26 protein-coding genes and 2 pseudogenes are annotated in these 26,552 nt (G+C 47.6%); 21 read left to right on the forward strand and 7 right to left on the reverse strand.

Annotated elements, in window-relative coordinates:
* The first annotated feature begins 5 nt into the window (after positions 1-5).
* Positions 6-965, forward strand: coding sequence for a prolyl aminopeptidase (gene pip, locus IPG31_02915; protein ID MBK6617342.1), 960 nt, complete (start codon positions 6-8; stop codon positions 963-965).
* Here the strand turns inward: pip and bioD are convergent.
* The 5 genes from bioD to bioB are packed head-to-tail and all read right to left on the reverse strand — an operon-like array spanning position 952 to position 5,515.
* Complete coding sequence (gene bioD, locus IPG31_02920; GenBank protein ID MBK6617343.1) at positions 952-1,605, reverse strand: dethiobiotin synthase; 654 nt, start codon at positions 1,603-1,605, stop codon at positions 952-954. The two genes, pip and bioD, sit on opposite strands and share 14 nt — an antisense overlap.
* A gap of 30 nt (positions 1,606-1,635) precedes the next feature.
* Positions 1,636-2,535, reverse strand: a complete 900-nt coding sequence (gene bioC, locus IPG31_02925; GenBank protein ID MBK6617344.1) for a malonyl-ACP O-methyltransferase BioC — start codon at positions 2,533-2,535, stop codon at positions 1,636-1,638.
* Positions 2,525-3,310, reverse strand: a complete 786-nt coding sequence (bioH, locus tag IPG31_02930) for a pimeloyl-ACP methyl ester esterase BioH (protein MBK6617345.1) — start codon at positions 3,308-3,310, stop codon at positions 2,525-2,527. The genes bioC and bioH overlap by 11 nt, the downstream gene beginning before the upstream one ends.
* Entirely contained in the window at positions 3,307-4,476 is a 1,170-nt protein-coding gene (gene bioF / locus IPG31_02935; protein ID MBK6617346.1) for an 8-amino-7-oxononanoate synthase, read from the reverse strand. The genes bioH and bioF overlap by 4 nt, the downstream gene beginning before the upstream one ends.
* Positions 4,477-4,492: 16 nt before the next feature.
* The gene (bioB, locus tag IPG31_02940) at positions 4,493-5,515 is read right to left on the reverse strand and encodes a biotin synthase BioB (protein ID MBK6617347.1); all 1,023 of its coding nucleotides are present in this window, start codon (positions 5,513-5,515) and stop codon (positions 4,493-4,495) included.
* Here bioB and IPG31_02945 point away from each other — a divergent pair.
* The 20 genes from IPG31_02945 (at position 5,514) to IPG31_03040 (ending at position 24,250) form a co-directional block, all read left to right on the forward strand.
* On the forward strand, positions 5,514-6,299 hold the full coding sequence (locus tag IPG31_02945; protein ID MBK6617348.1) for a ComF family protein: 786 nt from the start codon (positions 5,514-5,516) through the stop codon (positions 6,297-6,299). The genes bioB and IPG31_02945 overlap by 2 nt on opposite strands.
* Positions 6,300-6,315: 16 nt before the next feature.
* On the forward strand, positions 6,316-6,792 hold the full coding sequence (gene trmL / locus IPG31_02950) for a tRNA (uridine(34)/cytosine(34)/5-carboxymethylaminomethyluridine(34)-2'-O)-methyltransferase TrmL (GenBank protein ID MBK6617349.1): 477 nt from the start codon (positions 6,316-6,318) through the stop codon (positions 6,790-6,792).
* A 299-nt stretch (positions 6,793-7,091) separates the two neighbouring features.
* A complete protein-coding gene (locus tag IPG31_02955; protein MBK6617350.1) occupies positions 7,092-9,419 on the forward strand; it encodes a DNA internalization-related competence protein ComEC/Rec2 in 2,328 nt (775 codons plus the stop codon).
* A 144-nt stretch (positions 9,420-9,563) separates the two neighbouring features.
* Positions 9,564-10,253, forward strand: a complete 690-nt coding sequence (locus IPG31_02960) for a VIT family protein (protein ID MBK6617351.1) — start codon at positions 9,564-9,566, stop codon at positions 10,251-10,253.
* Between the two features lie 123 nt (positions 10,254-10,376).
* Positions 10,377-10,766 (forward strand): hypothetical protein, encoded by a 390-nt coding sequence (locus IPG31_02965; protein ID MBK6617352.1) that lies wholly within the window; start codon positions 10,377-10,379, stop codon positions 10,764-10,766.
* Between the two features lie 68 nt (positions 10,767-10,834).
* Positions 10,835-11,167, forward strand: a complete 333-nt coding sequence (locus tag IPG31_02970) for a cytochrome c (GenBank protein ID MBK6617353.1) — start codon at positions 10,835-10,837, stop codon at positions 11,165-11,167.
* 66 nt (positions 11,168-11,233) lie between these two features.
* Positions 11,234-11,971, forward strand: coding sequence for a helix-turn-helix domain-containing protein (locus IPG31_02975; protein ID MBK6617354.1), 738 nt, complete (start codon positions 11,234-11,236; stop codon positions 11,969-11,971).
* Between the two features lie 248 nt (positions 11,972-12,219).
* Positions 12,220-12,969 (forward strand): 30S ribosomal protein S2, encoded by a 750-nt coding sequence (gene rpsB / locus IPG31_02980; protein MBK6617355.1) that lies wholly within the window; start codon positions 12,220-12,222, stop codon positions 12,967-12,969.
* Positions 12,970-13,093: 124 nt separating this feature from the next.
* Positions 13,094-13,978, forward strand: coding sequence for an elongation factor Ts (locus tag IPG31_02985; GenBank protein MBK6617356.1), 885 nt, complete (start codon positions 13,094-13,096; stop codon positions 13,976-13,978).
* A 16-nt stretch (positions 13,979-13,994) separates the two neighbouring features.
* On the forward strand, positions 13,995-14,708 hold the full coding sequence (locus IPG31_02990; protein MBK6617357.1) for a UMP kinase: 714 nt from the start codon (positions 13,995-13,997) through the stop codon (positions 14,706-14,708).
* A 95-nt stretch (positions 14,709-14,803) separates the two neighbouring features.
* Positions 14,804-15,361, forward strand: a complete 558-nt coding sequence (gene frr, locus IPG31_02995) for a ribosome recycling factor (GenBank protein ID MBK6617358.1) — start codon at positions 14,804-14,806, stop codon at positions 15,359-15,361.
* 8 nt (positions 15,362-15,369) lie between these two features.
* On the forward strand, positions 15,370-16,170 hold the full coding sequence (gene uppS, locus IPG31_03000) for a di-trans,poly-cis-decaprenylcistransferase (protein ID MBK6617359.1): 801 nt from the start codon (positions 15,370-15,372) through the stop codon (positions 16,168-16,170).
* A 36-nt stretch (positions 16,171-16,206) separates the two neighbouring features.
* Complete coding sequence (locus IPG31_03005; protein MBK6617360.1) at positions 16,207-17,034, forward strand: phosphatidate cytidylyltransferase; 828 nt, start codon at positions 16,207-16,209, stop codon at positions 17,032-17,034.
* Positions 17,031-18,251, forward strand: coding sequence for a 1-deoxy-D-xylulose-5-phosphate reductoisomerase (locus IPG31_03010; protein ID MBK6617361.1), 1,221 nt, complete (start codon positions 17,031-17,033; stop codon positions 18,249-18,251). Before IPG31_03005 ends, IPG31_03010 begins: the two co-directional genes overlap by 4 nt.
* A 107-nt stretch (positions 18,252-18,358) precedes the next feature.
* Positions 18,359-19,726 carry an RIP metalloprotease RseP gene (gene rseP, locus IPG31_03015; GenBank protein MBK6617362.1) on the forward strand — a complete coding sequence of 456 codons (1,368 nt, stop codon included), beginning with the start codon at positions 18,359-18,361 and terminating at the stop codon, positions 19,724-19,726.
* A gap of 2 nt (positions 19,727-19,728) precedes the next feature.
* Positions 19,729-22,005, forward strand: a complete 2,277-nt coding sequence (bamA, locus tag IPG31_03020; protein MBK6617363.1) for an outer membrane protein assembly factor BamA — start codon at positions 19,729-19,731, stop codon at positions 22,003-22,005.
* A 20-nt stretch (positions 22,006-22,025) separates the two neighbouring features.
* A complete protein-coding gene (locus tag IPG31_03025) occupies positions 22,026-22,628 on the forward strand; it encodes an OmpH family outer membrane protein (protein MBK6617364.1) in 603 nt (200 codons plus the stop codon).
* A gap of 11 nt (positions 22,629-22,639) precedes the next feature.
* Complete coding sequence (gene fabZ, locus IPG31_03030) at positions 22,640-23,074, forward strand: 3-hydroxyacyl-ACP dehydratase FabZ (GenBank protein MBK6617365.1); 435 nt, start codon at positions 22,640-22,642, stop codon at positions 23,072-23,074.
* A 42-nt stretch (positions 23,075-23,116) separates the two neighbouring features.
* On the forward strand, positions 23,117-23,692 hold the full coding sequence (gene rnhB, locus IPG31_03035; protein ID MBK6617366.1) for a ribonuclease HII: 576 nt from the start codon (positions 23,117-23,119) through the stop codon (positions 23,690-23,692).
* 78 nt (positions 23,693-23,770) lie between these two features.
* A complete protein-coding gene (locus IPG31_03040; protein ID MBK6617367.1) occupies positions 23,771-24,250 on the forward strand; it encodes a peptidylprolyl isomerase in 480 nt (159 codons plus the stop codon).
* A 53-nt stretch (positions 24,251-24,303) separates the two neighbouring features.
* Here IPG31_03040 and IPG31_03045 read toward each other — a convergent pair.
* Together IPG31_03045 and ettA are read right to left on the reverse strand one after the other, a co-directional pair.
* Positions 24,304-24,690, reverse strand: a pseudogene (locus IPG31_03045) (ATP-binding cassette domain-containing protein).
* Between the two features lie 406 nt (positions 24,691-25,096).
* A pseudogene (ettA, locus tag IPG31_03050) lies at positions 25,097-26,380 on the reverse strand (energy-dependent translational throttle protein EttA).
* Between the last annotated feature and the right edge of the window lie 172 nt (positions 26,381-26,552).

Below are 26,552 nucleotides of genomic sequence, written 5' to 3' on the forward strand. Positions count from 1 at the left end.
AGATGATGACAAAAAACGAGCTTTTCCCGCCTATTGAACCCTTTGCTCAAGGCATGCTGCCACTCGATTACCTCCACACCATGTACTGGGAGCAATCCGGTCGGCCTGATGGCTTGCCAGTTCTGTTTCTTCACGGTGGACCGGGTTCGGGATCGTCACCAGCGCATCGTCGTTTCTTTGATCCGGCACATTATCGTATCGTCATTTTTGATCAGCGTGGCGCAGGGCGATCTGTACCGCTGGGGGAAATTCGCGAGAATACGACACCACTGTTGATCGAAGATATTGAAACCTTGCGTGAGCATCTGGGCATAGACAAATGGCTGATCTTTGGTGGCTCGTGGGGCAGTACCCTTGCACTGGCATATGGCGAAGCACATCCGGATCGTTGTTTGGGTTTTATACTACGCGGTATTTTCCTTTGCCGACAAAGCGAAATCAACTGGTTTCTGTATGGTCTACGCAATTTCTTTCCAGAAGCCTGGCATGAGTTTGTCGATGCACTCTCACCAATAGAACGTGCGGATATCCTGTCCATTTATTACCGGCGGCTGCTGCATCCGGATCCCGCTATCCATATGCCTGCGGCCCGATCATGGGGGCGATATGAGGGTAGCTGCTCCACTTTGTTGCCCAGCGCGGAAACCGTGGAATATTTCACCAATGATACGGTTGCCTTAGGGCTTGCCAGAATGGAAGCCCATTACTTCAAGAATAATATCTTCCTGCCAAAAGACAGCCTGTTGGAGAATATTTATAAGCTGCATGATCTGCCAGCAGTGATCGTGCAGGGTCGCTACGATGCCGTTTGTCCGATTCTCAGTGCGTATGATCTGCATGAAGCCTGGCCCCAGGCAGAATTTAGAATTATTGCCGATGCGGGGCATTCTGCCTGGGAACCCGGTATTCGGGCTGCGCTGATTGAGGCGACGGAGGCATTCAAAATCAAATTCAGGGAAGTCTGAGCAAGCCGGCAAATTTTTCGACTCCGGCCGATGGCAGAAAGGGCAGTACGCCAAGCAGCGGAGCGGGTATGCGCATACGCAGGGTGTCGATATTTTCTGCCAGACAGAGCATGTCCGGTTCAAGCTGGTTTGCTACCCAACCTGCCAGAACCAGACCTTTGGCGCGAATGGCGTGTGTGCTCAGTAATGCATGGTTGAGACAACCGAGTCGCATACCTATCACCAAAATAACCGGTAGCTCCAGCAGCTTTGCAAGATCACCGGTATCGTGTTCATCATTTAACGGCACCAGAAAACCTCCCGCGCCCTCTACAATGACGATTTGCGCCTGTGCCCGCAGTCCATCATATGCTTGGCGAATCACGGCCAATTCTATATGGACACCATCCTGGCTGGCTGATAGGTGCGGTGCTATGGGTGCTGTCAGTGCATAAGGATTGACGAGTGCCTGGGGGGGGGTAATGTTACTGGCCTGCTGCAGATTGATTACATCTTGCCAGACGCCATTTTCCCTTCCTGCGGCAACCGGTTTCATGCCAACTGTGGTATGGCCCCGTCTGGCAAATTCGTGCAGTAATGCGCAGCTTACCGTGGTCTTGCCTACATTCGTATCTGTGCCGGTCACAAAATATCCGGTTATCTGGCTCGTTGTCACAGCACGCACGGCACGTTACGGTAGACCCAGTTTTTTCCGGGTAGCGGCTTTCAGTGCGAGTGGGCGAGAATCTGGTTTCCACGCGTGCCCATAGATGATTTCATAAGTGGCAGGTAGTTTTCCTTGTCGGCGCAGAGTATCGTAATGGGTGGTTACTCGTTGCCAGACCCCTTTTCCCGTCAATCCACGGGGTCGGCCATGGGTGACGTTATGTGCGCCGATTGCTTTGAGATCATGCATGATACTTTTGATATCATCGTAGGTTAGGGTAATGTATTCCATATCCATGACCGGCAGCGAGAAACCGCAATGTACCAACAGATCGCCTATATCATGCATATCGATAAAACGGTTGACATGATTGTATCGGTCAGCAGCCTTGAATGCCTGGCGCATTTCCTTGAGCGTATCCGGACCAAAGGTGCTGAACATCAGCAGTCCACCTGGATTGAGTATGCGATATGCTTGCGAAAAGGTCTGTTTGGGGTCATTGCACCACTGCAACGCCAGGTTTGACCAGATCATATCTACGCAAGCATCGCGAAACGGGATGTGTTCCATATCCCCGCAAACAAAAAAGTTTTGTGGATGTTTGCTGAAAGGTAACCAACGGAGCCACCCAGATAACCCTGCGGATTCAGGTTGATGGGTGCGTGCCTGACTATGCATCGGCAAAGCGATGTCAAGCGGAACCAGAGTAGCCTGCGGATAATGTGTCTGTAATTTGCGGGTACCCAAGCCGGTGCCGCTTCCTGCATCGAGTATGAGGGCAGGATTATGTTTAATATAAATCAGGCGTGACAGCATGCGCTCGCATACTTCTCGCTGCAGAACGGCGCAGCTATCATAGCTGGTTGCGGCTCGCTCAAACGCATGGCGAAGCAAGCGTTTGTCAAGTGCGTGATCATAAATCATTGAAGCATTCCACAAAAGTTTCCGGGTGGGAGAGAAACGGAGCATGACCACAATGTGCCCATGGCTGGAATTGGGCGAGGGGTAAATGCTGTTGCATCCAGTGCGCTGCATTCACGGGCGTAATCGCATCATTTTCGCCATGAATCAATGTGGTGGGCTGGGTAATATATGGTAATGCTGCTCTTAAATCACTTGTCAGCAGAATGTGCAGTCCAGCCTGCAGGGCTTGTGGTGCGGGCTGTCCACGCTGCAAGAGGCGTTCATGCAGCTGTGTCAGAACCGTAGCCTGGTCCACTCCCCCACGGACTTGCAAGGTGAGAAAGCGATGTAGTGTTAACAGATACTGGCGGTCGAGGTTTTCCTTGAAAAGCCGCAAAGTGGTGGCCTCCATTCCCCAGGACCAATCTGTTTTCCGGGTAAAACAAGGCGTGGTTGCAACCAGTACTAATTGGCTGACACGCTCGGGCCAGCGTCGTGCCAGCGTAAGTGCAATTTGTCCACCCAGTGACCAACCGCAGACAATCGAGTTGGCAGGTACATAAGAAGCAATACTGGCGGTCAGTTTTTCCAGCGAATGCAGTGGCAGTGCTGAACTAAAACCGTGGCCAGGCAGATCGATACGATGGAGACGGAAACGCTGCGCCAATTGTGGTGCAACGCCATCCCAGATTCCGCCATGCATGCCCCAGCCATGCAGCAAGACCAGATCCGGGCCATTACCTTCACTCTGAACGAACAATCTTTGCTCGTCTGCCGGTTGAAATTGCGTGCTCATAGCGTGCTCGCCAATTCACGCAGCGTAAGCGTCAGCTGGTCGACTTCCGCTAAAGTGTGCGCGGCGGACAAAGTAATCCGCAGTCGCGCAGTACCCTTGGGAACAGTCGGTGGCCGGATCGCCGGCACCCAGATGCCTCGTTCGCGCAATGCCACGCTCAATTGCACCGCTTGTTCGTTATCACCAACCAGTAATGGCTGAATCGCCGTTGTTGATGGCAGTAATTGCCATGGCAGTGATGTTAATCCTTGTTGTAGCCGTTCAATTAACCGAACAAGCTGTTCTCGACGCCACGATTGCTGCGCGATGATCTGCAAACTGGTGAGCAAGGTATGGGCCAGCAAAGGTGGCGAAGCCGTGGTGTAGCCGTATGTGCGACCCTGCTGAATCAAGGTTTCAATTACTTCTGTCTGTGCGGCGACAAACGCACCGGCGACACCCGCAGCCTTGCCGAGTGTCGCCATGTAGATTAGGTGTGGCACATGGTTTTCTGGAGAATGCGCCTGAAAAAGACTGCCACGCCCTTGTTCACCCAGCACCCCAAACCCATGCGCATCATCAACCAGTAGCCAGGCATCAAAACGTTGACACAAGACGAGTAGATCCTCGATGGGGGCACAATCCCCATCCATGCTGAATACGGCATCAGTCATGATCAGCTTGCGTTTAGCCGGCGTTTGCGCCAGCTGGCTTTCGAGATGATCCAGATCGAGATGGGCATAACGTCTCAATTTTGCCTGCGAGAGTAATGCGGCATCGTTGAGGGAGGCATGGTTGAATCGATCGGCAAAAATGGCGTCATGCCGCCCGAGCAACGCGGTAGCAACCGCTATGTTTGCCATGTACCCAGTGGAAAAAAGCAGCGAACGCGGGAATCCGGTGAAATCTGCCAGCGCTTTTTCGAGTTCATGATGCGCCTGGTTGTGTCCATTGATCAGATGTGAGGCACCAGCACCGATGCCATAGCGGTTTAGTCCCTGGGATGCCGCTGTGAGCAATTCTGAATCATTTGCCAGCGCCAGGTAATCATTGCTACAGAATGCAAGAAAGGTTTTCCCGTCGATTCTCATCCGCGTGGATTGGTGGGGACCGTCCGATATGGCACGGGTACGATACAATCCTGCCGCACGGCGCTGCAGCAGCGATTCATTCAGATCAACCAGCATGAGGATATTACTGTGGCTACAATGCGCGAAGTCCCAATTTATCAAATAGGGCCTGATCTTTTGTGGTATCCGGATTATGGGTTGTCAGTAGTTTTTCACCATAAAAAATCGAGTTTGCTCCGGCGAGAAAACAGAGCGCCTGCACGGCTTCTGACATCTGCTGTCGACCAGCGGAGAGCCGGACCATTGCTTTGGGCATGGTGATGCGAGCTGCCGCAACGGTTCGCACAAATTCCAGTGGATCAAGTTCTGCCGTTCCATGTAATGGTGTACCTTCCACTTGAACCAGATTGTTGATGGGCACGGATTCCGGGTAAGGATCAAGATTGGCCAGCTGCGCGATCAATCCCGCACGAGCGGTACGGGACTCGCCCATGCCGACGATTCCGCCACAGCAAACATGAATATCTGCCTGGCGAACTGCCGCCAGAGTATTGAGACGGTCCTGATAATCACGCGTGGAAATAATTTCTGTATAAAATTCAGGTGAAGTGTCGAGATTGTGATTGTAGTAATCGAGACCGGCCTGTTTGAGCTGCTCCGCCTGACCGGGTTTGAGAATACCCAGGGTGGCGCAGGTTTCCATATTCAGGGCTTTGACAGCCGCGATCATGGCGGTTACCTGTTCGATATCGCGTTGTTTGGGTCCCCGCCAGGCTGCGCCCATGCAAAAGCGCGTGGCACCGCTTGCCTTGGCTGCTGTTGCGGCTGCGACGACTTCATCGCACGATAGCATTGCCTGATTTTCTACGCCAGTATGGTAACGTGCCGCTTGTGGACAGTAGGCGCAATCTTCCGGGCATCCGCCGGTTTTGACTGATATCAGGGTCGAGCGCTGCACCGCGTTGGCATCGTGATACGTGCGATGCACGGTCTGCGCCTGAAAGAGTAGGTCTGCAAAGGGAAGATCCAGTAAATTCCGAATATCCTCAACCTGCCATTGAACAGCAGGGGAAGATGGCATGGCGTTTGATTGATGATGGCCGGATTGTTCGGATAGGTTTGTAATGGTTGAATTTGCGCCGGTTTCCATAAGCATGTTATTTAAATTGACGGGTTATAATTTGTTAACCCGAGGATCATCATGGATAGCACCCAGGTTGTCAAATAATTTCTATAAAATAATAAACAAGTGCCTTGAGTTTAAGCGCAATTTCCGGTTCAGGCAATGTGTGCTATGTCTTGCCCCTGGTCGTAGTGGACTATGCGAGACTTGTAAAGTGAGTTTGCCGAAGCTGCCTGCGCAACATTGCCCCTCGTGTTTGTTGCCGATCACTCCGGCACGTGTTTGTGGTAGTTGCTTGGCCAATCCACCCGCCTGGACAAATGCCACTGCCGCGCTTCGCTACACTTTTCCAGTTGATGCCATGATTCAAGCATTGAAATACCGTCCCGATCTGACTTTGACACCCATCCTGGCTGATTGTCTGCTTTCCGCTCTTTCTCCTCTGGCCGATTTGCCGGATTGTGTTATCCCGGTTCCTATACATGGAACCAGATTACGCCAAAGAGGATTCAATCAGGCGCTTGAGATTAGTCGTTACCTGTGCAATCAAACGGGTATCAGGCTGCTGATGGAGGCGTGTTCACGCAGTCGCGACACGGTATCGCAAACCGAGTTACCGTGGAAAGAAAGACAGAAAAATGTGCGCGGTGCGTTTGCCTGTCGCCAGGATCTGGCTGGCAAGCATGTCGCGATCGTGGATGATGTGATGACCAGCGGTGCGACCTTGAATGAATTGTCGAAAGTATTACGGCGGCAGGGAGCGGCTACGATCAGTATCTGGTTGATTGCCAGAGCCATTCCACGGCGATTGATCTGAAATTTTTGATGCTGCCATGATTGAAATCATTCTGTACCATCCCGAAATCCCGCCCAATACCGGCAATATCATTCGTCTGTGTGCCAATAGTGGTACGCGCCTGCACTTGATCAAGCCGCTGGGCTTTACGCTGGAAGACAAGCAATTAAAGCGTGCTGGCCTGGATTACCATGAACAGACCTGTATGGTGGTTCATGACAATCTTGCTGCTTGTCTGGATAAAATGGGGAATCGGCGTATTTTTGCAGTAACCACCAAAGCCAGCCAGTCCTACAGCGAAGTGGCTTATAACAGGGAAGATGTATTTTTGTTTGGCTCGGAGAGTCGGGGCTTGACGGTTGAAATTTTGCAAAGTTTTGCTGCTACCCGAAAAATCCGCATCCCGATGTTACCTGCAAGCCGCAGTCTGAATCTTTCCAATGCGGCTGCCATCGTCGTGTATGAAGCCTGGAGACAAACAGGCTTTAGCAACGACGATGGTAGTGGTGTGTAATCGTTGTTAATCAGGGTCGGCCCGAGAAAAGTTTCAGACCGTTCGCCGGTATCTTGAATTTCGTGTATTTTCCTGGCGTGCGCGTTTGACATCGAGGTTGCGAGGGGTATGGTTTAACATATTGTCCGCCCGCTATAGAAAACTGTGTAGAGGGTATTTTTAGAGGCGCTCTATAACCGTTAGAGCCTTTCTTTCATTGATGCTTCAACTATTACTCCCAAGTCGTGCCGATCGGAATCTACAGCGTTGCTTTTGTTCTAGGCGTTGCCTTGCTGCTGCAGCAACCGCTGTTGCCAGAAATGTACTGGAGTGCTGGATTACTTTTGCTTGGACTGCCAGCGGGAATGCTTACGCTGAGGATATCCGGAAGAATGCAGTGGGCCGGCAGGTTGCTGATACTGGTGATTATATTCGGGGCAGGATTTTTTTGGGCTGCGCTTTGGGCGAGTATCAGGCTGGCGGATAGCTTGCCACCCACCTGGGAAGGTCAAGATATTAAGGTTATCGGTGTGATAACAGAGATGCCGCAGCCTGGTTCACGAAGCATACGTTTCCGGTTTCGTGTCGAGCAGATCCTGACACCCGCAGCAATCGTGCCCGATCATTTATTGCTCTCCTGGTATAAAAATGATCAACAGACTGCCCTGGCGCCACCCGATATAGCCGCAGGGGAGCGTTGGCAACTGGTTGTCAGACTCAAGCGTCCACATGGCAATCTCAATCCACATGTTGCCGATTATTCAGCAAAACTATTCGAGCGCAATATTCGTGCGACTGGCTATGTGCGGGTTGCGGATGCTAACCAGCGCATTGAAGTATTGGTGAATGATCCGCGTTACTTTTTTGAACGCAAGCGTGCCGAGATTCGTGACAGTATGCAGGTCTTCCTGAAGGAACACGCCTATACCGGGCCGCTTATTGCACTGGCAGTGGGTGATCAACGCGCCATCCCATCAGTACAATGGGATACGTTTACCCGCACCGGTACCAATCATCTGATGGCAATCTCGGGGCTGCATATTACCCTGGTCTCCGGGTTGATATTCAGCCTGGTTTACTGGTTATGGCGACGCTATTCCAGTTTGGCCTTGTGGTTGCCAGCCAGTAAAATCGCAATCCTGGCTGGTCTTGCTGCTGCTTTGGTCTATGCGCTGTTATCAGGATTTGCTATACCAGCCAGGCGCGCTTTTTTGATGCTGGTTATTATGTCAGTTGCTTTGTGGCAAGACAGACGCGTTTCGATGCTAACGGTGCTCGGCTGGGTATTGCTGGTGGTAACGATATGGGATCCCTGGGCGGTGATTACACCGGGGTTCTGGTTATCATTCGCTGCCGTGGGACTGATTGGTCTGACGGTCTCCGGCCGTATTGGTCAATCCGGTGTCGTGGTCAGCTGGATTCGTATTCAGTGGGCAATCACGCTTGGACTGCTGCCGTTACTGCTGTTTCTATTTGGCCAGGTTTCACTGGTTTCACCAATTGCCAATGCACTCGCCATCCCCTGGATGACGTTTGCTATCGTGCCCTTTGCCTTGCTCGCACTCATTCCCGGACTGGAATTCCTGCTGTCGGTTGCACACGCTGCCATGCAGGTCTTGATGATCGTCCTGCAATGGTTGGCGGAAATGCCGCTGGCAGTGTGGCAGCAGCCTGCACCCGACTTCTGGGCCGTGGTTACGGCCATTATCGGGATGATCTGGTTGTTGCTGCCAGGCGGGCCGGGATTGGGTGTAATCTCAGGATTTCCGGCGCGCTGGTTGGGAATCTTGGCTGTTTTGCCATTGTTCCTGAATTCAATAGATCGACCTGCGGAAGGAGAAATCTGGCTGACTGTCCTCGATGTCGGCCAGGGCTTGGCGGTGATGGCGCGTACTCGGCAGCACAACCTGCTGTTTGATGCTGGGCCAGGTTATGGTGAAACCGATAGCGGCAAGCAGATTATCGTGCCCTATTTACGTGCTGAGGGAATAACGGCACTTGACCGCATAATCGTCTCACATGCAGACAGCGATCATAGTGGCGGGGCACTGTCAGTATTAACCAGCCTGCCCACTCAATCACTGCTTGGGTCACTGGAAGCCAGTCATCCTGTTAAACAGGCGATCGCTGATCATCAACACTGTCGTGCGGGTGATGACTGGTGGTGGGATGGCATTCACTTTGCCATTCTGCATCCAGACCAGAACAAAACTTCAAACAATAAACGTAATCGCAATGAATCCAGTTGTGTGTTAAAAATCACAACTCGCCACGGCAGCGTACTCTTGCCAGCGGATATTGGCCAGACTTCCGAGCAGGAATTGTTGCACCGTGCGCGAGATGCTTTACCCGCTACCGTGCTGATCGCGCCACATCATGGCAGCAAATCATCTTCCTCTGCGGCATTTATACGGCAAGTCAACCCGAAATATGTCATTTTCACGGTTGGCTACCGTAATTCCTTCAATCATCCTCATCCGGAAATTGTCGACCGTTACCGTAAACACGGCACCCGCCTCCTGCGCAGTGACCACGATGGCGCCATCATGCTACGTTTGACCCGTCATGGCATGGCCATTGACACCGCAAGGAAGCTTCGACATCGCTTTTGGCATGATGGCGCTCATACCCCGGTTGCAGCGGATTGATGGAAAGCTGTGTGGGGATGGCGCAACTTGGCGCGAGTGTCTAAAAAGGTCGTCGATTACTATTGAATTACACATGCCAGAGCCAGAGTTAAGATAAGAAATACTTTATTCAAGAGTGTGCTGAAGACCGTTGCGGAGGAAAATATGAGTCAACACGAAATGCATAGATCACATCGTATAGGATGGTTGCGTGCTGCCGTTCTTGGGGCGAACGATGGTATTGTTTCAACAGCAAGCCTCGTCATCGGTGTTGCAGCAGCTCATGCCGCACACACGGACATTCTTCTTGCTGGAGTGGCTGGCTTGGTTGCTGGTGCTATGTCTATGGCTGCAGGCGAATATGTATCAGTAAGCTCGCAATCGGATACGGAAAAGGCCGATCTCGAACTTGAGAGAAAATCATTAAGCGACAATTATGAATTTGAATTGCAGGAGCTTACGGATATCTATAAAGGAAGAGGACTCGATACCAATTTGGCAAAACAAGTAGCAGAACAGCTTATGGCGCATGATGCACTGGGAGCGCATGCCAGGGATGAACTGGGTTTGACAGAAAGTATTAGAGCTCGTCCTATTCAGGCAGCATTTTTTTCTGCGGGCGCATTTACTATTGGTGCCGCATTGCCCTTATTGATCGCATGGAATGTGCCCGTCACCCAACTCATTCCTATCGTTGCGGCTTCATCACTGATATTTCTGGCGACTCTGGGAGGTCTGGCCGCACACGCAGGAGGAGCAGCGATATCGACTGGCGTCATCAGGGTCACATTCTGGGGAACCCTTGCAATGAGCCTGACTGCAGTAGCGGGAAATTTATTTGGTGTGGTTGTGTAACAACCTGCCCAGTTTTAGACATTCAGCATCAAAGAAGCGGTCAATAAAGGAATTTTTATTCCTCATTGGGTGCTGGCGTCACCTCAGAGAAGTTTCTCACGGTGGTCTCAGAAGTCGCCCACTTTGCCGAATTTGCAGGAATTCATTACCTGCCATAACTCGTTCAATCGTCATCAGCGTAAGGAAACCTGGAACGAACAGAGCAATCTTGAGGGCCGCTGGCGTAAATACAGCTTTGATCAAATCATGGTACGCGACAAAACCAGTCTGGATATTTCTTGGTTGAAGGATAAGAGTCTGGCCGATCTGGACAATTTACCCGAACCGGATGAGCTGGCTCTTGAGATTATTGACAATCTTGGAGCAGGACTGAATAGTTCCCGGAACGTTGCGGCAGTATTGTCGATAGGAAGCCACTCAGCATGCAGGGCAATCGATTGCCCTGATGACCACTTTGACAGTCATTCTTCCAGAGTGGCTTGTATGCTAAACTTTCCCATTTGTGAAAGATAAGTTGTGGAGCGTTCTTGAGCGCGCAACATGCCGGGCGGAGAAATCTAATTATCAAGAGAAAATCTAAAATGAAAAAAATAGCTGCGTTATCTTTGGCTTTAACAGGTTGTGTGCTGATTGTATTAAGTGGTTGTTCCAAAAATAGTGACTACATGCCTTCTGCCGGTGCAACCGGTGAAAGTATATTCAAAGAGGCTTGTGTCAACTGCCATTCGCCTGTTAATGGCAGAGTGATGTTGCTGCGCCCTGAAATGGCTAACTCGGAAGCACTTATAGAGAGAATCAAAAATGGAAAGGGGTTCGGTATGCCTGCTTTCCCTAACCTGACGGGGGATTCTGTGCAGATGCTGGCTGATTATCTGCTTGAAAATGCGGGCACGTTACCTGATAAGGTCGAGTAGCTGTGAAGCTTGACGATTCATTCGTGATTTCTCTCGGGAATTTTCAATCGGAATTGGGTGGATACCTTGTTGAATAAACTTGTGGCAGAGCATTCTGTGACTGCAGTGCAGCAAAAATCCAGCTGTACCACGTGCAGTTTGCGTGAGATTTGCCTGCCAGTTGGACTTGATGATACTGAGATACAACATTTGAGCAATCTGATCAAGCATAAATTCAGGGTGCGGCGTGGTGAATATTTGTTTCATGCAGGTGCTGATTTCAAATCGTTATATGCTGTAAAAAATGGTTTTTTCAAAACCGCCATATTAAAAATTGATGGCCGTACGCAGGTGACGGGCTTTTATATGACTGGTGAACTGCTCGGTTTAGATGCGATCAGTCTTGAAAAATACAGTTGTGACACAGTGGCACTGGAAGATAGCGAAGTTTGTGAGGTGCCTTTTGCCAGGCTTGAAGAAATTGGGCGAACCATTCCGCCCCTGATTAACCAGTTTCATAAGATTATGAGTCGTGAAATTCTGCACGACCATGATGTCATGATGCTGTTAGGTAGCATGAAGGCTGAGGAGCGCTTGATCACATTTTTGCTTAATTTGTCGACTCGCCTGAGCCGGCGGGGTTACTCATCCAGTGAATTCAATCTTAAAATGACCCGGAGCGAAATTGGCAGTTATCTGGGGCTTAAGCTGGAGACAGTCAGCCGATCTTTCTCGAAATTACAGGAAGAAGGGCTAATTCAGATTAGCAACAAGCGGGTGAAGTTGCTAAATGTTGCGGAGTTGTATCGCAAGACTGGTGATTGAGTTTAACTGCTCGATACATGATTTACTCTAAATTGTCTGGTATTGAGTCAAAGAGCTTGCGTGTTATAATCCGGCGCCAAGCGAATCTTAGTTTGAGTTTTGCCTGACGGATACAGTGGTATGGCTGAATTGTGCCGCTGTATTTTTTCAATAATTTTTACTTTACATTGCGCGCGCCTGCTGGTAAAGGGTGCCTTGTTCATCAAGGAAGCATGTTGGCAGGTAGCGGTTAACCCTAAGGAAATTTCATGACAGTTACAATGCGGCAAATGATTGAAGCGGGAGTGCATTTTGGACATCAGACTCGTTTTTGGAATCCCAAAATGGCGCCGTTTATTTATGGGCAACGTAACAAAATCCATATAATCAATCTTGAAAAAACGCTGGTTATGTTTAATGACGCGCTAAAATTTACGCGTAGAACTGCTGCAAATAAAGGCAAAATTTTGTTTGTGGGTACAAAACGCCAAGCCAGGGATATCGTAAAAGAAGAAGCTGTTCGTTGTGGGGCGCCCTATGTTGCTCAGCGCTGGTTGGGTGGAATGCTGACCAACTTTAAAACTATCCAGCAATCGATTAAACGGTTGCATGAGATGGAAAAGATGGAGCAAGACGGAACCATGGCTAAGCTGATTAAGAAAGAAGCATTGGATTTTCAGCGTGAGATAGAAAAACTGAACAGTAGCCTGGGTGGGATAAAAGACTTGAACGGTTTGCCAGACGCCATGTTCGTAATAGATGTTGGTTATCAGAAAGGCGCAATTATCGAGGCTGAGAAATTGGGAATCCCTGTGATTGGTATTGTTGATACCAATCATAATCCAGCAGGTGCTAAATATGTGATTCCCGGCAATGACGATTCCAGTCAGGCGATTCGGCTGTATGCTCGCGCAATGGCAGATGCCATCCTGGAAGGTCGCAACCAATCTATTCAGGAAATTATTGATCTCCAAAAATCAGATGAGGAGTTGCTGGCATCTTCTCCGGAGGCCGATTAAATCTACTGAAGTCTGATTCAAAAATGGGCATGGGTTCATACGTTGATAATTTCTTTCTACGAATACCTGGCCAAAGCATGACCAGGTATTTCGATAAACTAAACACCTTGTACTTGGAGTAAACATGGCGGAAATTACCGCGAGTATTGTCAAAGAATTACGTGAACGCACGGGTCTTGGGATGATGGAGTGTAAAAAAGCATTGACCGAGACCGATGGCGATCTGAAAGCGGCAGAAGATCTTCTGAGGATTCGTAGTGGTGCGAAAGCAAGCAAGACGGCTGGACGCATTGCTGCAGAAGGCGTGGTCAGCGGGTTTATTTCTACCGATGGTCAGCGGGGAGCACTGGCAGAAATTAATTGTGAAACTGATTTTGTTGCCAAAAATGAAGATTTTGTCGAGTTTGCCAGCCAACTGTCGCAGTTGGCTGCAGAGCAACAAGTTGTCGATGTGGCGGTATTGTCCGAATTAACTCTTTCTCATGGCGGCACCGTAGAAGCACGACGACAGGAACTGGTGATGAAATTGGGTGAGAATATCAGTGTGCGGCGTATCATCAGCTACGAAACTCGCGATCGACTGGCGATGTATCTGCATGGTAGCAGGATTGGGGTGATGCTGGATTTTGCAGGGGGTGATGATGCACTGGGTAAGGATATTGCTATGCATATCGCTGCAAGCAAACCAGTTTGCGTATCCAGTGACCAGGTGCCTGCGGAATTGCTGGCACGAGAACGCCAGATATTTGAAGCACAGGCTGCTGAAAGTGGCAAACCTGCCAATATTGTAGAGAAGATGGTCGATGGTCGGATTGTTAAATACCTGGCTGAGGTAACTTTACTGGGCCAGCCCTTTGTCAAGAACCCCGATCAAACAGTAGAAGCGTTACTGGCTGCAAAATCAGCCAAAGTGATACGTTTCTCTGTGTTTGTGGTTGGCGAAGGTATTGAGAAAAAATCTGAGGATTTTGCCGCAGAGGTGATGGCGCAGGTGAGTCAGTCGAAATAAAGCTTAATTTGGTGACATGGCATTGATATATAAACGTATCCTATTGAAACTTTCCGGTGAGGCGCTGATGGGTGATGCGCAGTATGGTATCGATCGGATGATTGTTGAACGAATAGTAATAGAAATTGCCAGTGTCCTCCAAATGGGTGTAGAGGTCGCAGTTGTGGTTGGTGGCGGAAATATTTTTCGTGGTATGAAGTCGTCTGGTGACGGAATGGATCGTGTAACTGCTGATTACATGGGTATGCTGGCTACCACCATGAATGCACTGGCACTGCACGATGCAATGAAGCATGGTGGCCTGGTTTCACGCGTGCAGTCCGCTTTGCGGATAGATCAGGTTGTGGAGCCTTATATTCGTGGCAAAGCATTGCGCTATCTGGAGGAGGGCAAGGTGGTTGTCTTTGCTGCGGGTACCGGAAATCCATTTTTCACGACGGATACTGCCGCTGCGTTGCGTGGTATGGAAATGAATGCGAATATTGTACTAAAGGCAACAAAAGTTGATGGTATCTACACCAGCGATCCTATTGTTCACCGTGATGCCAAGCGATACCAGCAATTGAGTTTCGATGATGCAATTAACCAGAATCTGCAGGTAATGGATGCAACTGCACTGACGTTGTGTCGAGATCAAAAGCTTGCTATTAATGTATTCAGTATCTTCAAGGCTGGCGCATTAAAACGAGTTGTTATGGGTGAGAATGAAGGTACATTAGTAACCGTTTGATTTATTGTTTAAATATATCTATCTCTCGTAAGACCCATAAGATGGCTTATGATGTCAAGTGGTTGTTTTTATAAAAATAATCTTCCTAATAACTCATGATTATCGAGATAAAAAATTCTGCGGAACAAAAAATGCAGAAAAGCCTGGAAGCACTCAAGCTTGATTTCAGTAAAGTCAGAAGTGGTCGCCCCCATACGGGATTGCTTGACCACATTGTAGTGGATTACTACGGTGTGCCAACTCCGATCAAACAGTTGGCCAATGTAATTCTGGCTGACGCTCGCACAATTGGTGTCGTACCCTGGGAAAAAAAACTGATGGCCGTAATAGAAAAGGCCATACGAGATTCTGATTTGGGTTTAAATCCTTCATCCGTTGGTGAGATGGTGCGGGTACCTATGCCAGCACTTACCGAGGAAAGACGTCGTGATCTAACCAAGATTGTTAAAGCCGAGGCAGAAAATGCGCGTGTTGCCATGAGGAACATACGCAGGGACAGCAACGCGCAGCTAAAAGAATTGCTTAGAGATAAATTGATTGCGGAAGATGACGACCGACGTGGCCAGGAAGACATCCAGAAATTGATCAATCATTATATTTCCGAAGTGGATAAACTACTGCAATCCAAAGAATCTGAACTCATGGCAGTTTAAGAAAATACATGCCGGATGAGTTAATCAGTTCGACTGTTCAGCTTCCTGATGCCAGCGATATCCCAAGACATATTGCTATTATCATGGATGGAAATGGTCGCTGGGCAAAGCAACGGCGACTTCCCCGTGTTGCTGGACACAAGCAGGGATTGGAATCTGTGCGAACAATAATCAAAGCTTGTGTTGATCGCGAAATAAAATATCTGACAATTTTTGCTTTTAGCAGCGAAAACTGGCGCAGGCCAGAAGATGAAATAAAATTCCTGATGCAGCTTTTTCTTATTGCACTTGAGCGAGAAGTGAGTAAATTGCATGAAAATGGCATTTGCTTCAGAGTGATAGGAGATATTAGTAAGTTAGACGGTCGGATTGTTGACTGCATTCGCCAAGGAGAGGTGTTGACAGCAAATAATAACCGCCTGTTTTTTACCGTTGCAGCTAATTATGGTGGACGCTGGGATATTATGCAGGCGGTTCGGAAGATGATGATCCAAACCCCGCACTTGCAGACTAACTTTACTGAAATAGATTTATCCCGGCATTTAGCTTTGGCGGATGCACCTGAGCCGGATATGTTTATTCGCACTGGTGGAGAATGCCGCATCAGTAATTTTTTACTGTGGCAATTGGCGTATACGGAACTATATTTTACTAAAACATTATGGCCGGATTTTGATGCTGCTTCGTTAGATCAGGCAATCATTTCTTATCAACAGCGGGAGCGTCGCTTTGGACGAACTAGCGAGCAACTGGCTGCTTCTGTGTCACAACAGGAAATACAGGGGATGAACAAAGACCGATCTGACTAGCCTCGTTATTCTGCCTGCCTGAACCAGTTTACTTTTATGCCCGCCACCCGAATTCTCACTGCATTAGTTTTATTAACCACCTTTTTGGTGGCATTATTTTATTTGCCGTCTATTTTCTGGTCGATGCTGCTCCTCGGTTTAACAGTAACTGCTGCCAGGGAATGGTGCCGTCTTGGCAATTTCTCGGTAAATCAGACTATTTTCTACTTGATTGCTACTACTTTACTGGGAGGGGAGCTTTTGTTTCTACTTGGCGAGGCAGTTAATGTAGATACCATGAGCACATCTTTTATCTGGCTATACGGCGCTTCAGCAGGATTCTGGCTGCTGATTGCTCCTGCCATGCTGAAAACAGGTCAGGTATTTAAAACTGGATGGATTGTTATGATACTGGGTTGGTTGATATTGCTGCCTACCTGCCTGGCTTTATATCAGCTGCGTGCAGTCGGGCCTGTATTACTACTGGGTTTTATGGGTGTAATCTGGGTAGCAGATAGCGTTGCCTATTTTGCAGGCCGCGCTTTCGGCAAACATAAACTTGCACCACAGATCAGTCCCGGAAAAACCTGGGAAGGCGTATTTGCTGCTCTGGGCGGTGTATTTATCTATGCCGTTATCTGGTTATGCTGGGCGGATGGTGAAGACAAGCCGATTTTATGGCTGGTGCCTTTTTTACTGATGCTAACGGTGCTGGGCATTGTAGGTGATTTGTTTGAATCGCTACTAAAGCGGCAGGCAGGTGTCAAGGATAGTGGAAAAATATTGCCTGGTCACGGTGGTATACTGGATCGGATTGATGCGTTGACCTCGACATTACCGATTGCAACCTTGGTGGTGATTTTATTCTATTCAAAAGTAACATGACTACAAAACGTCATCTGACCATACTCGGCTCGACTGGCAGTATAGGGGAGAGCACTCTGGATGTGGTAGCAAGACATGCAGATAAATTCTCTGTTTTCGCTCTGACCGCCAATCAAAATAGCGAAAAACTGTTTACACAATGTTTGCAGTTCCTGCCCCGTTATGCGGTTATGCTCAATCCAAATTGTGCAAGTGAGCTGGATGAAAAAATTCATGCAGCTGGGCTTGATACTATTGTATTGGCAGGCATCGAGTCACTGGAGCATGTTGCTTCCTTGCCGGAAGTGGATACGGTGATGGCGGCAATTGTCGGAGCAGCCGGTATTCGGCCAACACTCGCTGCCGCCCGTGCGGGTAAGCAAATTCTGTTGGCCAATAAAGAAACATTGGTGATGGCTGGTAGTATTTTCATGGATATCGTAAAAGAGCATCATGCGACCTTATTGCCGATCGACAGCGAACACAACGCCATATTCCAGTCACTGCCGCATCACTTCAACGCAGATCTCGCTTTATCTGGTGTTCGTCGTATTTTGCTCACGGCTTCGGGCGGACCTTTTCGCCAGGCCAAATTGGTGGAGCTGGCTGGTGTAACGCCTGAGCAGGCATGTGCTCATCCCAACTGGGTAATGGGAAGAAAAATATCGGTTGATTCCGCTACTATGATGAATAAGGGACTCGAGGTAATTGAAGCACATTGGCTGTTTAACGCCCACCCCAGCAAAATCCAGGTGGTGGTGCATCCCCAGAGCGTTATCCACTCCATGGTTGAGTATGTAGATGGTTCTGTGCTTGCGCAGCTGGGTAATCCTGATATGCGTACGCCGATTGCGCATGCACTTTGTTATCCAGAGAGAATGGAAAGTGGCGTGCCATCACTAAATTTATTTGATATTGCTCGACTTGAATTTGAACCCCCTGATTTTGAACGTTTTCCTTGTTTGGGATTGGCTTATGAAGCTTTGGCAAGAAAAGGTAACATGCCGACCATTATGAATGCAGCCAACGAAATTGCAGTTGAGTCTTTTCTGGATGGCAGAATGCCATTTCTGGCTATTCCTGAAATGATTGAACAGGTTATGCAATCATCGCCATGGAAGGAAATTACGACTCTGGACGAAGTTCTGACAACGGATGCGCTCGCGCGGGCGACAGCCGGGGAATGGCTGGCAAGTAATTATGGAGCAAATGGCTTACGTTCAGTTGCAATCGGTTAGCCGTGCAAATTTGCGCCATTTGTAGGTTAGTACATAATAATTAATAGAAAAATGTTTCATTACAATTATTTAATCATCTCGTATCTCGCCTGCAACCCCAATCAACTATGACACTCCTATCTACTCTGCTGGCCTTTGTAATTGCATTGGGTTTATTGATTACTTTTCACGAATTTGGTCATTATCTGGTGGCGCGCTGGAGTGGCGTCAAAGTACTGCGTTTTTCCATTGGTTTCGGTCGTCCTTTGTATAAAAAAGTGATGGGGCAGGATCAAACTGAGTGGGTTGTGGCGGCTATTCCATTAGGTGGTTACGTGAAAATGCTGGATGAGCGCGAAGGATCAGTTTCGGCACATGAACTGACGCGCGCATTTAATCGTCAGCCAGTTTTAAAACGCTTTGCCATCGTTGCGGCAGGCCCGTTAGCCAATTTTCTATTGGCAATCGTGCTTTATTGGCTACTTTTTGTAGCCGGTGTAACGGGTATAAAACCGGTGTTAGGTGATATCGAACCTATGACACTGGCTGCCTCGGCCGGGCTCCATGCTGGTGAGACTATTGTCAAGGTTGATAACCAAGTCGTTGCGACCTGGCAGGATGTTCGTCTGGCTTTGCTGGATCGTGCTGTCGATCGTGATGCGACAGTTGAACTGGAAGTCATGGCAGAAGATAACATCATACATAAACGAATGCTCGATTTCAGTACGTTTCATCCTGATGAGTTAAATGCAGATTTTCTAACTAAGATTGGATTGAGCATTTATAAACCCGTATTAAATTCTGTAATTGGTCAGGTAATTGCTGGCAGCGCAGCAGATAAAGCAGGATTACAGGCGGAGGATGAGATACTTGCGATTGATGGTAAAGAAATTCTCTACTGGGATGAGGTAGTAAGTGAAGTACGTACCCACCCTGAGCGAGAACTTGAAATTGAAATCCTGCGTGATAAATCTGTCATCAAGTTAGTATTAGTTCCCGAAAAAACTCGCGAAAATCAATCTGAGATAGGCAAGGCAGGCATTGCCCCGAAGATTGAGCATGCCGTGCTGGAAGATTTGCTGGTTACAACCAGCTATTCACCTTTTGTCGCGTTGGTTAAAGCGGTTCTCAAAACGTGGGATATGACCTATTTTACCTTACGGATGCTCGGCAAGATGGTGACAGGGGACGTATCTTTAAAAAATGTAAGTGGTCCGATTACTATTGCGGACTATGCTGGCCAATCTGCTCAGATGGGAATGGTGGCTTATCTTGGTTTTCTGGCGCTGGTCAGTATCAGCCTGGGGGTATTGAATTTGCTGCCGATTCCCGTGCTGGATGGAGGGCATTTGATGTATTACATCATTGAGATGATTCGTGGCGCCCCTCTTTCTGAAAGAGTGATGGAGATTGGACATCAGATTGGAATGGGATTGTTGATAACGTTGATGTTGTTTGCATTGCACAATGATCTGTTACGCCTGATTTCAGGATAGCTATGAGCTTTCAAAACTGTCTATTGGTGTTGGCGTTGTGCTGCGCCAGCGTATGCGCAGCAGAAGAGGCATTTGTCATTCAGGATATTCGGGTGGAAGGCATACAACGTACTGAAGCCGGTACTGTATTCAGTTACTTGCCGGTCAAAGTGGGGGATGTGCTCGATAAGGCCAGGGCGAGCGCGGCGATCAAGGCTTTATACGCAACCGGATTTTTTAGGGATGTCAAGCTCAAGGCGGAAGGATCGCTATTGATTGTGCAGGTAGAGGAGCGGCCAGCAATTGCACAAATTACAATCAATGGTGCCAAGGAATTTGACAAGGATAAATTGAAAGAGGGGCTGAAGCAGGCAGGGTTATCCGAATCACGGATTTTTAATCGTTCCCTGCTGGAGAAGGCGGAACAGGAGCTAAAGCGCCAATATATCAGTCGTGGCAAGTATGCCGTAAAAATTACTACTACCACGACCCCAATGGAGCGCAATCGTATTGGTATCAATTTTGATATCAAGGAGGGTAGAACCGCTCGAATCAAGCAAATTAATATTATTGGCAATCAGGTCTATAAAGAAAAAAGATTATTAAAACTATTCAGTTTACAAACTCCTGGCCTATTGACTTGGTTTACTAAGGAAGACCAATATTCCAAACAGAAATTATCAGCGGATATCGAGGCCTTGCGTTCATATTATCTTGATCATGGTTATCTTGAGTTTAATATTGATTCCACTCAAGTTTCTATTACGCCGGATATGAGAGATATCTATATCACCCTCAATATGACAGAGGGGCCGCAGTATACGGTCTCTGACATCAAGCTTGCCGGTGAGTTAATTGTACCTGAGGAAGAATTGCGCAAACTGATCAAGCTTGAGGTCGGTGGCGTGTTTGTTCGTGAAAAATTAACCGAGTCTATCAAGCTGATCAGTGACAGACTGGGGGATGATGGTTATGCGTTTGCCAATGTCAATGCTGCGCCAGAACTTGATAAAGAAACACGCCAGACCGCGTTCACTTTTTTCATTGATCCGGGACGCCGGGTTTATGTCAGACGAATCAATATTAGTGGCAATGAACGTACCCGTGATGAAGTAATCCGGCGTGAATTTCGCCAAATGGAGGGAGGGTGGCATTCTACCAGCCAGATCAACACCTCCAAACGACGTATTGATCGACTTGATTTTTTTACTGGCGTCAATGTCGAGACGCCGCCCGTAGCGGACGTGCCGGATCAGGTAGATATTAATGTGAGTGTTGTTGAAAAACCAACCGGGGCAATTATGTTTGGTGCCGGCTTTTCTGATCGGGAAGGGATTATCCTGAATGGATCTGTTGCACAGAATAATATTTTTGGTACGGGTAATTTTCTTAGTTTGCAGGTCAATACCGGTAGTGTTAATAAGATAATTTCAGCCTCATTTACCAATCCTTATTACACCATCAATGGCGTGAGTTTAGGACTGGAAGCATTCAGACGAGCGATCAATACCCGTTCTCTCAATAGTGTTGGTGTTTTCAATACGGATACTACTGGAGCCAATATCCGTTTTGGGATTCCTGTCGCAGAAAATGATGCTATTTCACTTGGATTCGGGTTTGAGCAGACCAAGATCAAACTGCGCGATGATAGCCCGAAACGTTTTGTCGATTTTGTCGATCAATTTGGCAAGAGCTCTACCAGCTTTCCGTTGACGTTAAGTTGGGCACGTGACCGGCGGGATAGTGCGATCTGGACAACCTCCGGCTTAACGCAACGTGTATTTGGTGAATTCAGTGCACCCATTGCCGATCTCCGATACTACAAAGTCAGCTTCGAGCAACGCTGGTTTTATCCCCTGACAAAGCACTTCACGTTGATGCTTAATGGGGAGGCCGGTATTGGTGATGGTTATTCCGGCAAACCGCTCCCCTTTTTCAAGAATTTTTTTGCGGGTGGATTTAACTCTGTGCGCGGCTACAATATTAATACCCTGGGGCCACGAGAAGATGGTCGCGTGATAGGTGGCAGTAAACGGATTGTTGGTAATATTGAAGTGTTATTCCCTGTGCCATTTATGCTGGAAGATAAAAAGGTTCGGTTGAGTGCATTCCTTGATGGTGGAACAATTGTCAACTCTTTCTCCGGACTTAATTCAAAAGATTTTCGTTATGCTGCCGGCCTGGCTGTGACTTGGGTATCGCCAATGGGTCCTCTGAAATTCAGTATTGCACAGCCTTTTAATGAACAGCCGGGGGACAATACACAACGCTTCCAGTTTCAGTTAGGACAAACTTTCTAATTAGTGATAATGGGGCATAGATGAGGCTTGTGTTGAATAGGTGGCTATCGAGAAAGATTGTCAGTATGCTGATTCTTGCTATGGCGTTGCCACTTCTACTGCAAGCTGTGAGTATTCGTGCCACGGAGATCAGGATTGGCGTCGTCAATACTGAAAAAATTCTTAGGGAGTCCATACTTGCCATCAAGGCCCAAAAAAAAATTGAGCAGGAATTTAAGTTACGCGATAGCCGGATCAAGGAACTTTCCTCGCAGATTAAGCGACTTCAGCAACAGCTGGAGCAACAGTCGGATAACCAGGTAGCAGGTTCACCTGATCGACGCGCGAAAGAGCGCGAGCTTGCTAGTCTCAGTCGACAACATCAGCGTGAGCAGCAACAAATGCGGGAAGACTTGAGTCTGCGCCAGAACGAGGAGTATGGTCGGATTCTGGATCAGATAAATCAGACAATTGATAAACTAGCTTCAGACCAAGGTTATGATCTGATTCTTCAATTGCAGGATTCGGTGTACCGCAGTGTACGTATTGATATTACTGATCAGATAATGTCCCTATTAGATGGACAGGGAAAAATGACTAAGCAGCCGAAATACCCAAAAAATGAAGAAAGGGAACAACAATGACAACCATGACTATGGATATCCATGAAATCCTCAAGTATCTGCCACACCGTTACCCTTTTATCCTGGTGGATAGGGTGGTCGAACTCGAAATAGATAAACATATTCATGCCTATAAGAATGTATCGATCAATGAGCCTTACTTTAGCGGGCATTTCCCCCATCATCCGGTCATGCCGGGCGTGTTGATTGTTGAGGCACTGGCACAGGCAGCGGCAATTTTAACTATCCGAAGTGCAGGCAGCAGCCTTGACTCGAATAGAGTTTATTATTTTGTTGGAATCGATGCGGTACGTTTTAAAAAACCGGTGATAGCAGGAGATCAGCTGGTTCTAAAAGTGAGTATCAGCCGGCAGATCAGAGGGATATGGAAGTATGCTGCTATCGCCGAAGTCGACGGTCAAATTGTGACTGAAGCACAGTTGATGTGTACGGCGCGTACTCTCTAAAACCGCCTTCTGCATGGATAGATACAGATTAACCAACTAGCCATGTATTTGGAAAAAACAATTTATGGTGTGGACGAGGCTGGCAGGGGACCATTGGCTGGTGCGGTGTATGCGGCTTGTGTGGTGCTGGATTCTGATTATGTAATAGCAGGATTGGCTGATTCAAAGAAGCTGACTGCACAAAAACGTCAAACCCTAACCAGGGAAATTAAGCAACATGCTATGGCCTGGTCAGTCGCCAGTGCTTCAGTAATAGAAATTGATCGGCTGAATATTCTGCAAGCCAGTTTGCTCGCTATGAGACGAGCCATCGAAAAGATTTCTCTATCTGAAAATGCCTTAGTATTGATTGATGGAATACATAAACCTCAATTGAGCCATGAAGTGGAAGTGCAAACTATCATTAGAGGTGATGAGAGGATAGCGGAAATCTCTGCTGCATCCATTCTGGCTAAAACGACACGGGATGCAGAAATGCTGCGTTTGCATGCATGTTACCCGATGTATGGTTTTGATCGCCATAAAGGCTACCCTACCAAAATGCATTTGGCGGCAATCCACCGGCATGGTATTTGTAGTATGCATCGACGCAGCTTTGCGCCTTGCGCCAGATTGTAGGCGTAATCTGAAAATTCAATGCATCTTAAACAGAAAAATGTTTTGACCTGACCCTCATTTTTGATAAATGGAGATAATGTGAGAATAGAAAAAAATACGGTTGTATCAATTAATTACAAAATGCTTGATCGGGATGGTCGGATTATGGAAGAAACTGAGGCTCCCATTAGTTATCTGCACGGAGGTTATGACGGGATATTTCCAGCGGTTGAATTGGCGCTCCACGAAAAGGAAGTTGGGCACAGTTTTTCCATTTTAATGGAACCTGAAGATGCTTTTGGTGAATATGATGCTGGACTGATGCAAATTGAGCCCAAATCTGCTTTTCCAGAAGGTGTAAAAATTGGTATGCAATTTGAAGGTGGTGAAGAAGGATCGGATGATTTGATAATCTATACGGTGACAGACGTCACTGAAGATATCGTTGTGGTAGATGGTAATCATCCTTTCGCTGGTATGGCATTGCAGTTTGAATGTACCGTGGTCGATGTCCGTTCTGCAACCCCAGAAGAATTGACGCATGGTCATGTACATGGGCCACACGGACACCATCATTGAAACTTATTGCCGCTATTCATTTGCCAGCGCCCATTTACTAGCGTTATCTTCTTTTAACGAGTAATCGGTTTGTAACGGATACGCTTGGGTTTGGCGCCTTCTTCACCAAGTCGTGTGCGTTTGTCAGCTTCATATTCAGAATAGTTTCCGGCAAAAAGTGTGACTTGTGAATTACCTTCAAAAGCGAGGATATGCGTTGCAATACGGTCGAGAAACCAGCGATCATGGGAGATGACCAGTACACAACCGGCAAATTCCAATAACGCATTTTCAAGTGCACGCAGTGTCTCGACATCCAGGTCATTAGAAGGCTCGTCAAGCAGCAATACATTCCCGCCGGATATCAATGTCTTGGCCAAATGTAGCCTGCCTCGTTCACCACCGGAGAGTGTGCCGACCCGTTTCTGCTGATCGGGTCCCTTGAAGTTGAATCTGCCTATTAAGATATTAAACAGTGCAGTGTTCGGTTGGATGGTAGCAATAATAATATTCTCAACAACTGCTAAAGTTTCACATGAGATAGCCGTTACAATAGTAGAAACAGGGAACAAACTTATAAACTAGGAGAGATTATGATTTACGATAGAATCAAACTGTTGCCATATGCGATACTGTTGACAGTGTTACACATGATTTTACCTAATGAAGCATTTAATGTAGTATTAGGAGGAGTGTTAGTTTGGGGAGTAGGATATATTCTTTACAGTTGGTACACTGGTATTTCAGATTTTTTAAATAAATAAATAAGGATATTAAAATGAAACAAATCACACAACAAGAGTTTGATAAAGCTTTGAGCAACAACCCACGCATGGTTGTTAAGCACGAAACAGTCGGTCAAGCGTAATAGGCACGTGCGGGAATTTCGTATTTGCCAACCGTTAATATATCGAGACCATCTGAAATCATTTCAAATGCGGTCTGATTGGCGGCTAGCGCGTCACGGGATTGATCCACATAAGCAAACTTGACAGTATCACCTATTTTTATCTTTCCAGTATCTGGCTGGTCCTTGCCGATAATCATACGAAAGAGTGTCGATTTACCTGCCCCATTGGGTCCAATAATGCCAATAATAGCACCTGGTGGTATTTTAAAATTCAAACTATCAATTAGTAGCTGATCACCAAATCCCTTGGAAACATCTATAAATTCAATTACTTCATTCCCTAGTCTATCAGCTACAGGAATAAAAATTTCCTGTGTCTCGTTACGTTTTTGATAGTCCTGTGAATTGAGTTCTTCAAATCGTGCCAGCCGTGCCTTAGATTTGGATTGTCTTCCTTTTGGATTTTGCCTGATCCATTCAAGCTCTTTCTTGAGCGATTTCTGATGAGCGGATTCTGTATTTTCTTCCTGTTTCAGGCGATTCTGTTTTTGCTCCAGCCAGGTAGAGTAGTTGCCTTTCCAGGGAATTCCATGGCCACGATCTAGCTCAAGAATCCATTCAGCGGCATTATCGAGAAAATAGCGGTCATGTGTGACAGCAACTACCGTTCCAGGGAAACGCGCCAAAAATTGTTCCAACCATTCGACCGATTCCGCATCCAGGTGATTGGTGGGTTCATCCAGAAGCAGCATATCCGGTCTGGATAGCAACAGTCTGCACAACGCAACTCGTCGTTTCTCACCGCCCGATAGGGTCTGGATGATTGCATCCCAGGGTGGCAGGCGCAATGCATCTGCAGCAATTTCCATGTGCTGTGCCAGATTGTCTCCCCCCTCCTGCGCGATCAAGATAGCTTCCAGCCGTGATTGCTCGGCAGCCAGTGATTCAAAATCGGCATCTGGTTCAGCATAAGCAGCATAGACAGCATCAAGCTGCTGCTGAGCATTAAACGCCTCCCCAAGCCCAGTTTGAACCGCCTCTCGTACCGTCAACTCAGGATCAAGCTTTGGCTCTTGTGGCAAGTATCCTATTTTAAGCTCTGGCATCGGTGTGCATTCCCCATCAATTTCCTTATCCACACCAGCCATTATTTTTAGCAAAGTGGATTTACCTGAACCATTCAAGCCGAGTAAACCTATTTTTGCGCCCGGAAAAAAACTCAAGGAAATATCCTTGAGAATAGTGTGTTTGGGCGGAACCATTTTGCTGACACGATTCATGATGAGAACGTATTGAGCCATAAATACTTGTTTACTCCAATATTTGAATTAGTTTCGGCGCACTAGAATGCTGGTAATGATCGTTGCATAACAATCGTGCACACAATTTTACATTGCTTGGTATTTTATTTTAGTTAATGTGAAGTGAATATCAGGCGACGTGAATAAGTCTAACGGGATCCAAAGTGTTTTT

It is taken from the genome of Nitrosomonas sp., from assembly GCA_016703745.1.
GTDB lineage: Bacteria > Pseudomonadota > Gammaproteobacteria > Burkholderiales > Nitrosomonadaceae > Nitrosomonas.

Bases quoted from the DNA above. Each gene is read 5' to 3' on its own strand.
- pip (MBK6617342.1), top strand. From the start codon at position 6: ATGACAAAAAACGAGCTTTTCCCGCCTATTGAACCCTTTGCTCAAGGC.
- bioC (MBK6617344.1), bottom strand. From the start codon at position 2,535: ATGATTTATGATCACGCACTTGACAAACGCTTGCTTCGCCATGCGTTT.
- bioH (MBK6617345.1), bottom strand. From the start codon at position 3,310: ATGAGCACGCAATTTCAACCGGCAGACGAGCAAAGATTGTTCGTTCAG.
- bioF (MBK6617346.1), bottom strand. From the start codon at position 4,476: ATGCTGGTTGATCTGAATGAATCGCTGCTGCAGCGCCGTGCGGCAGGA.
- IPG31_02945 (MBK6617348.1), top strand. From the start codon at position 5,514: ATGTTATTTAAATTGACGGGTTATAATTTGTTAACCCGAGGATCATCA.
- bioB (MBK6617347.1), bottom strand. From the start codon at position 5,515: ATGCTTATGGAAACCGGCGCAAATTCAACCATTACAAACCTATCCGAA.
- trmL (MBK6617349.1), top strand. From the start codon at position 6,316: ATGATTGAAATCATTCTGTACCATCCCGAAATCCCGCCCAATACCGGC.
- IPG31_02955 (MBK6617350.1), top strand. From the start codon at position 7,092: ATGTACTGGAGTGCTGGATTACTTTTGCTTGGACTGCCAGCGGGAATG.
- IPG31_02960 (MBK6617351.1), top strand. From the start codon at position 9,564: ATGAGTCAACACGAAATGCATAGATCACATCGTATAGGATGGTTGCGT.
- IPG31_02970 (MBK6617353.1), top strand. From the start codon at position 10,835: ATGAAAAAAATAGCTGCGTTATCTTTGGCTTTAACAGGTTGTGTGCTG.
- rpsB (MBK6617355.1), top strand. From the start codon at position 12,220: ATGACAGTTACAATGCGGCAAATGATTGAAGCGGGAGTGCATTTTGGA.
- IPG31_02985 (MBK6617356.1), top strand. From the start codon at position 13,094: ATGGCGGAAATTACCGCGAGTATTGTCAAAGAATTACGTGAACGCACG.
- IPG31_02990 (MBK6617357.1), top strand. From the start codon at position 13,995: ATGGCATTGATATATAAACGTATCCTATTGAAACTTTCCGGTGAGGCG.
- frr (MBK6617358.1), top strand. From the start codon at position 14,804: ATGATTATCGAGATAAAAAATTCTGCGGAACAAAAAATGCAGAAAAGC.
- uppS (MBK6617359.1), top strand. From the start codon at position 15,370: ATGCCGGATGAGTTAATCAGTTCGACTGTTCAGCTTCCTGATGCCAGC.
- IPG31_03005 (MBK6617360.1), top strand. From the start codon at position 16,207: ATGCCCGCCACCCGAATTCTCACTGCATTAGTTTTATTAACCACCTTT.
- IPG31_03010 (MBK6617361.1), top strand. From the start codon at position 17,031: ATGACTACAAAACGTCATCTGACCATACTCGGCTCGACTGGCAGTATA.
- rseP (MBK6617362.1), top strand. From the start codon at position 18,359: ATGACACTCCTATCTACTCTGCTGGCCTTTGTAATTGCATTGGGTTTA.
- bamA (MBK6617363.1), top strand. From the start codon at position 19,729: ATGAGCTTTCAAAACTGTCTATTGGTGTTGGCGTTGTGCTGCGCCAGC.
- IPG31_03025 (MBK6617364.1), top strand. From the start codon at position 22,026: ATGAGGCTTGTGTTGAATAGGTGGCTATCGAGAAAGATTGTCAGTATG.
- fabZ (MBK6617365.1), top strand. From the start codon at position 22,640: ATGGATATCCATGAAATCCTCAAGTATCTGCCACACCGTTACCCTTTT.
- rnhB (MBK6617366.1), top strand. From the start codon at position 23,117: ATGTATTTGGAAAAAACAATTTATGGTGTGGACGAGGCTGGCAGGGGA.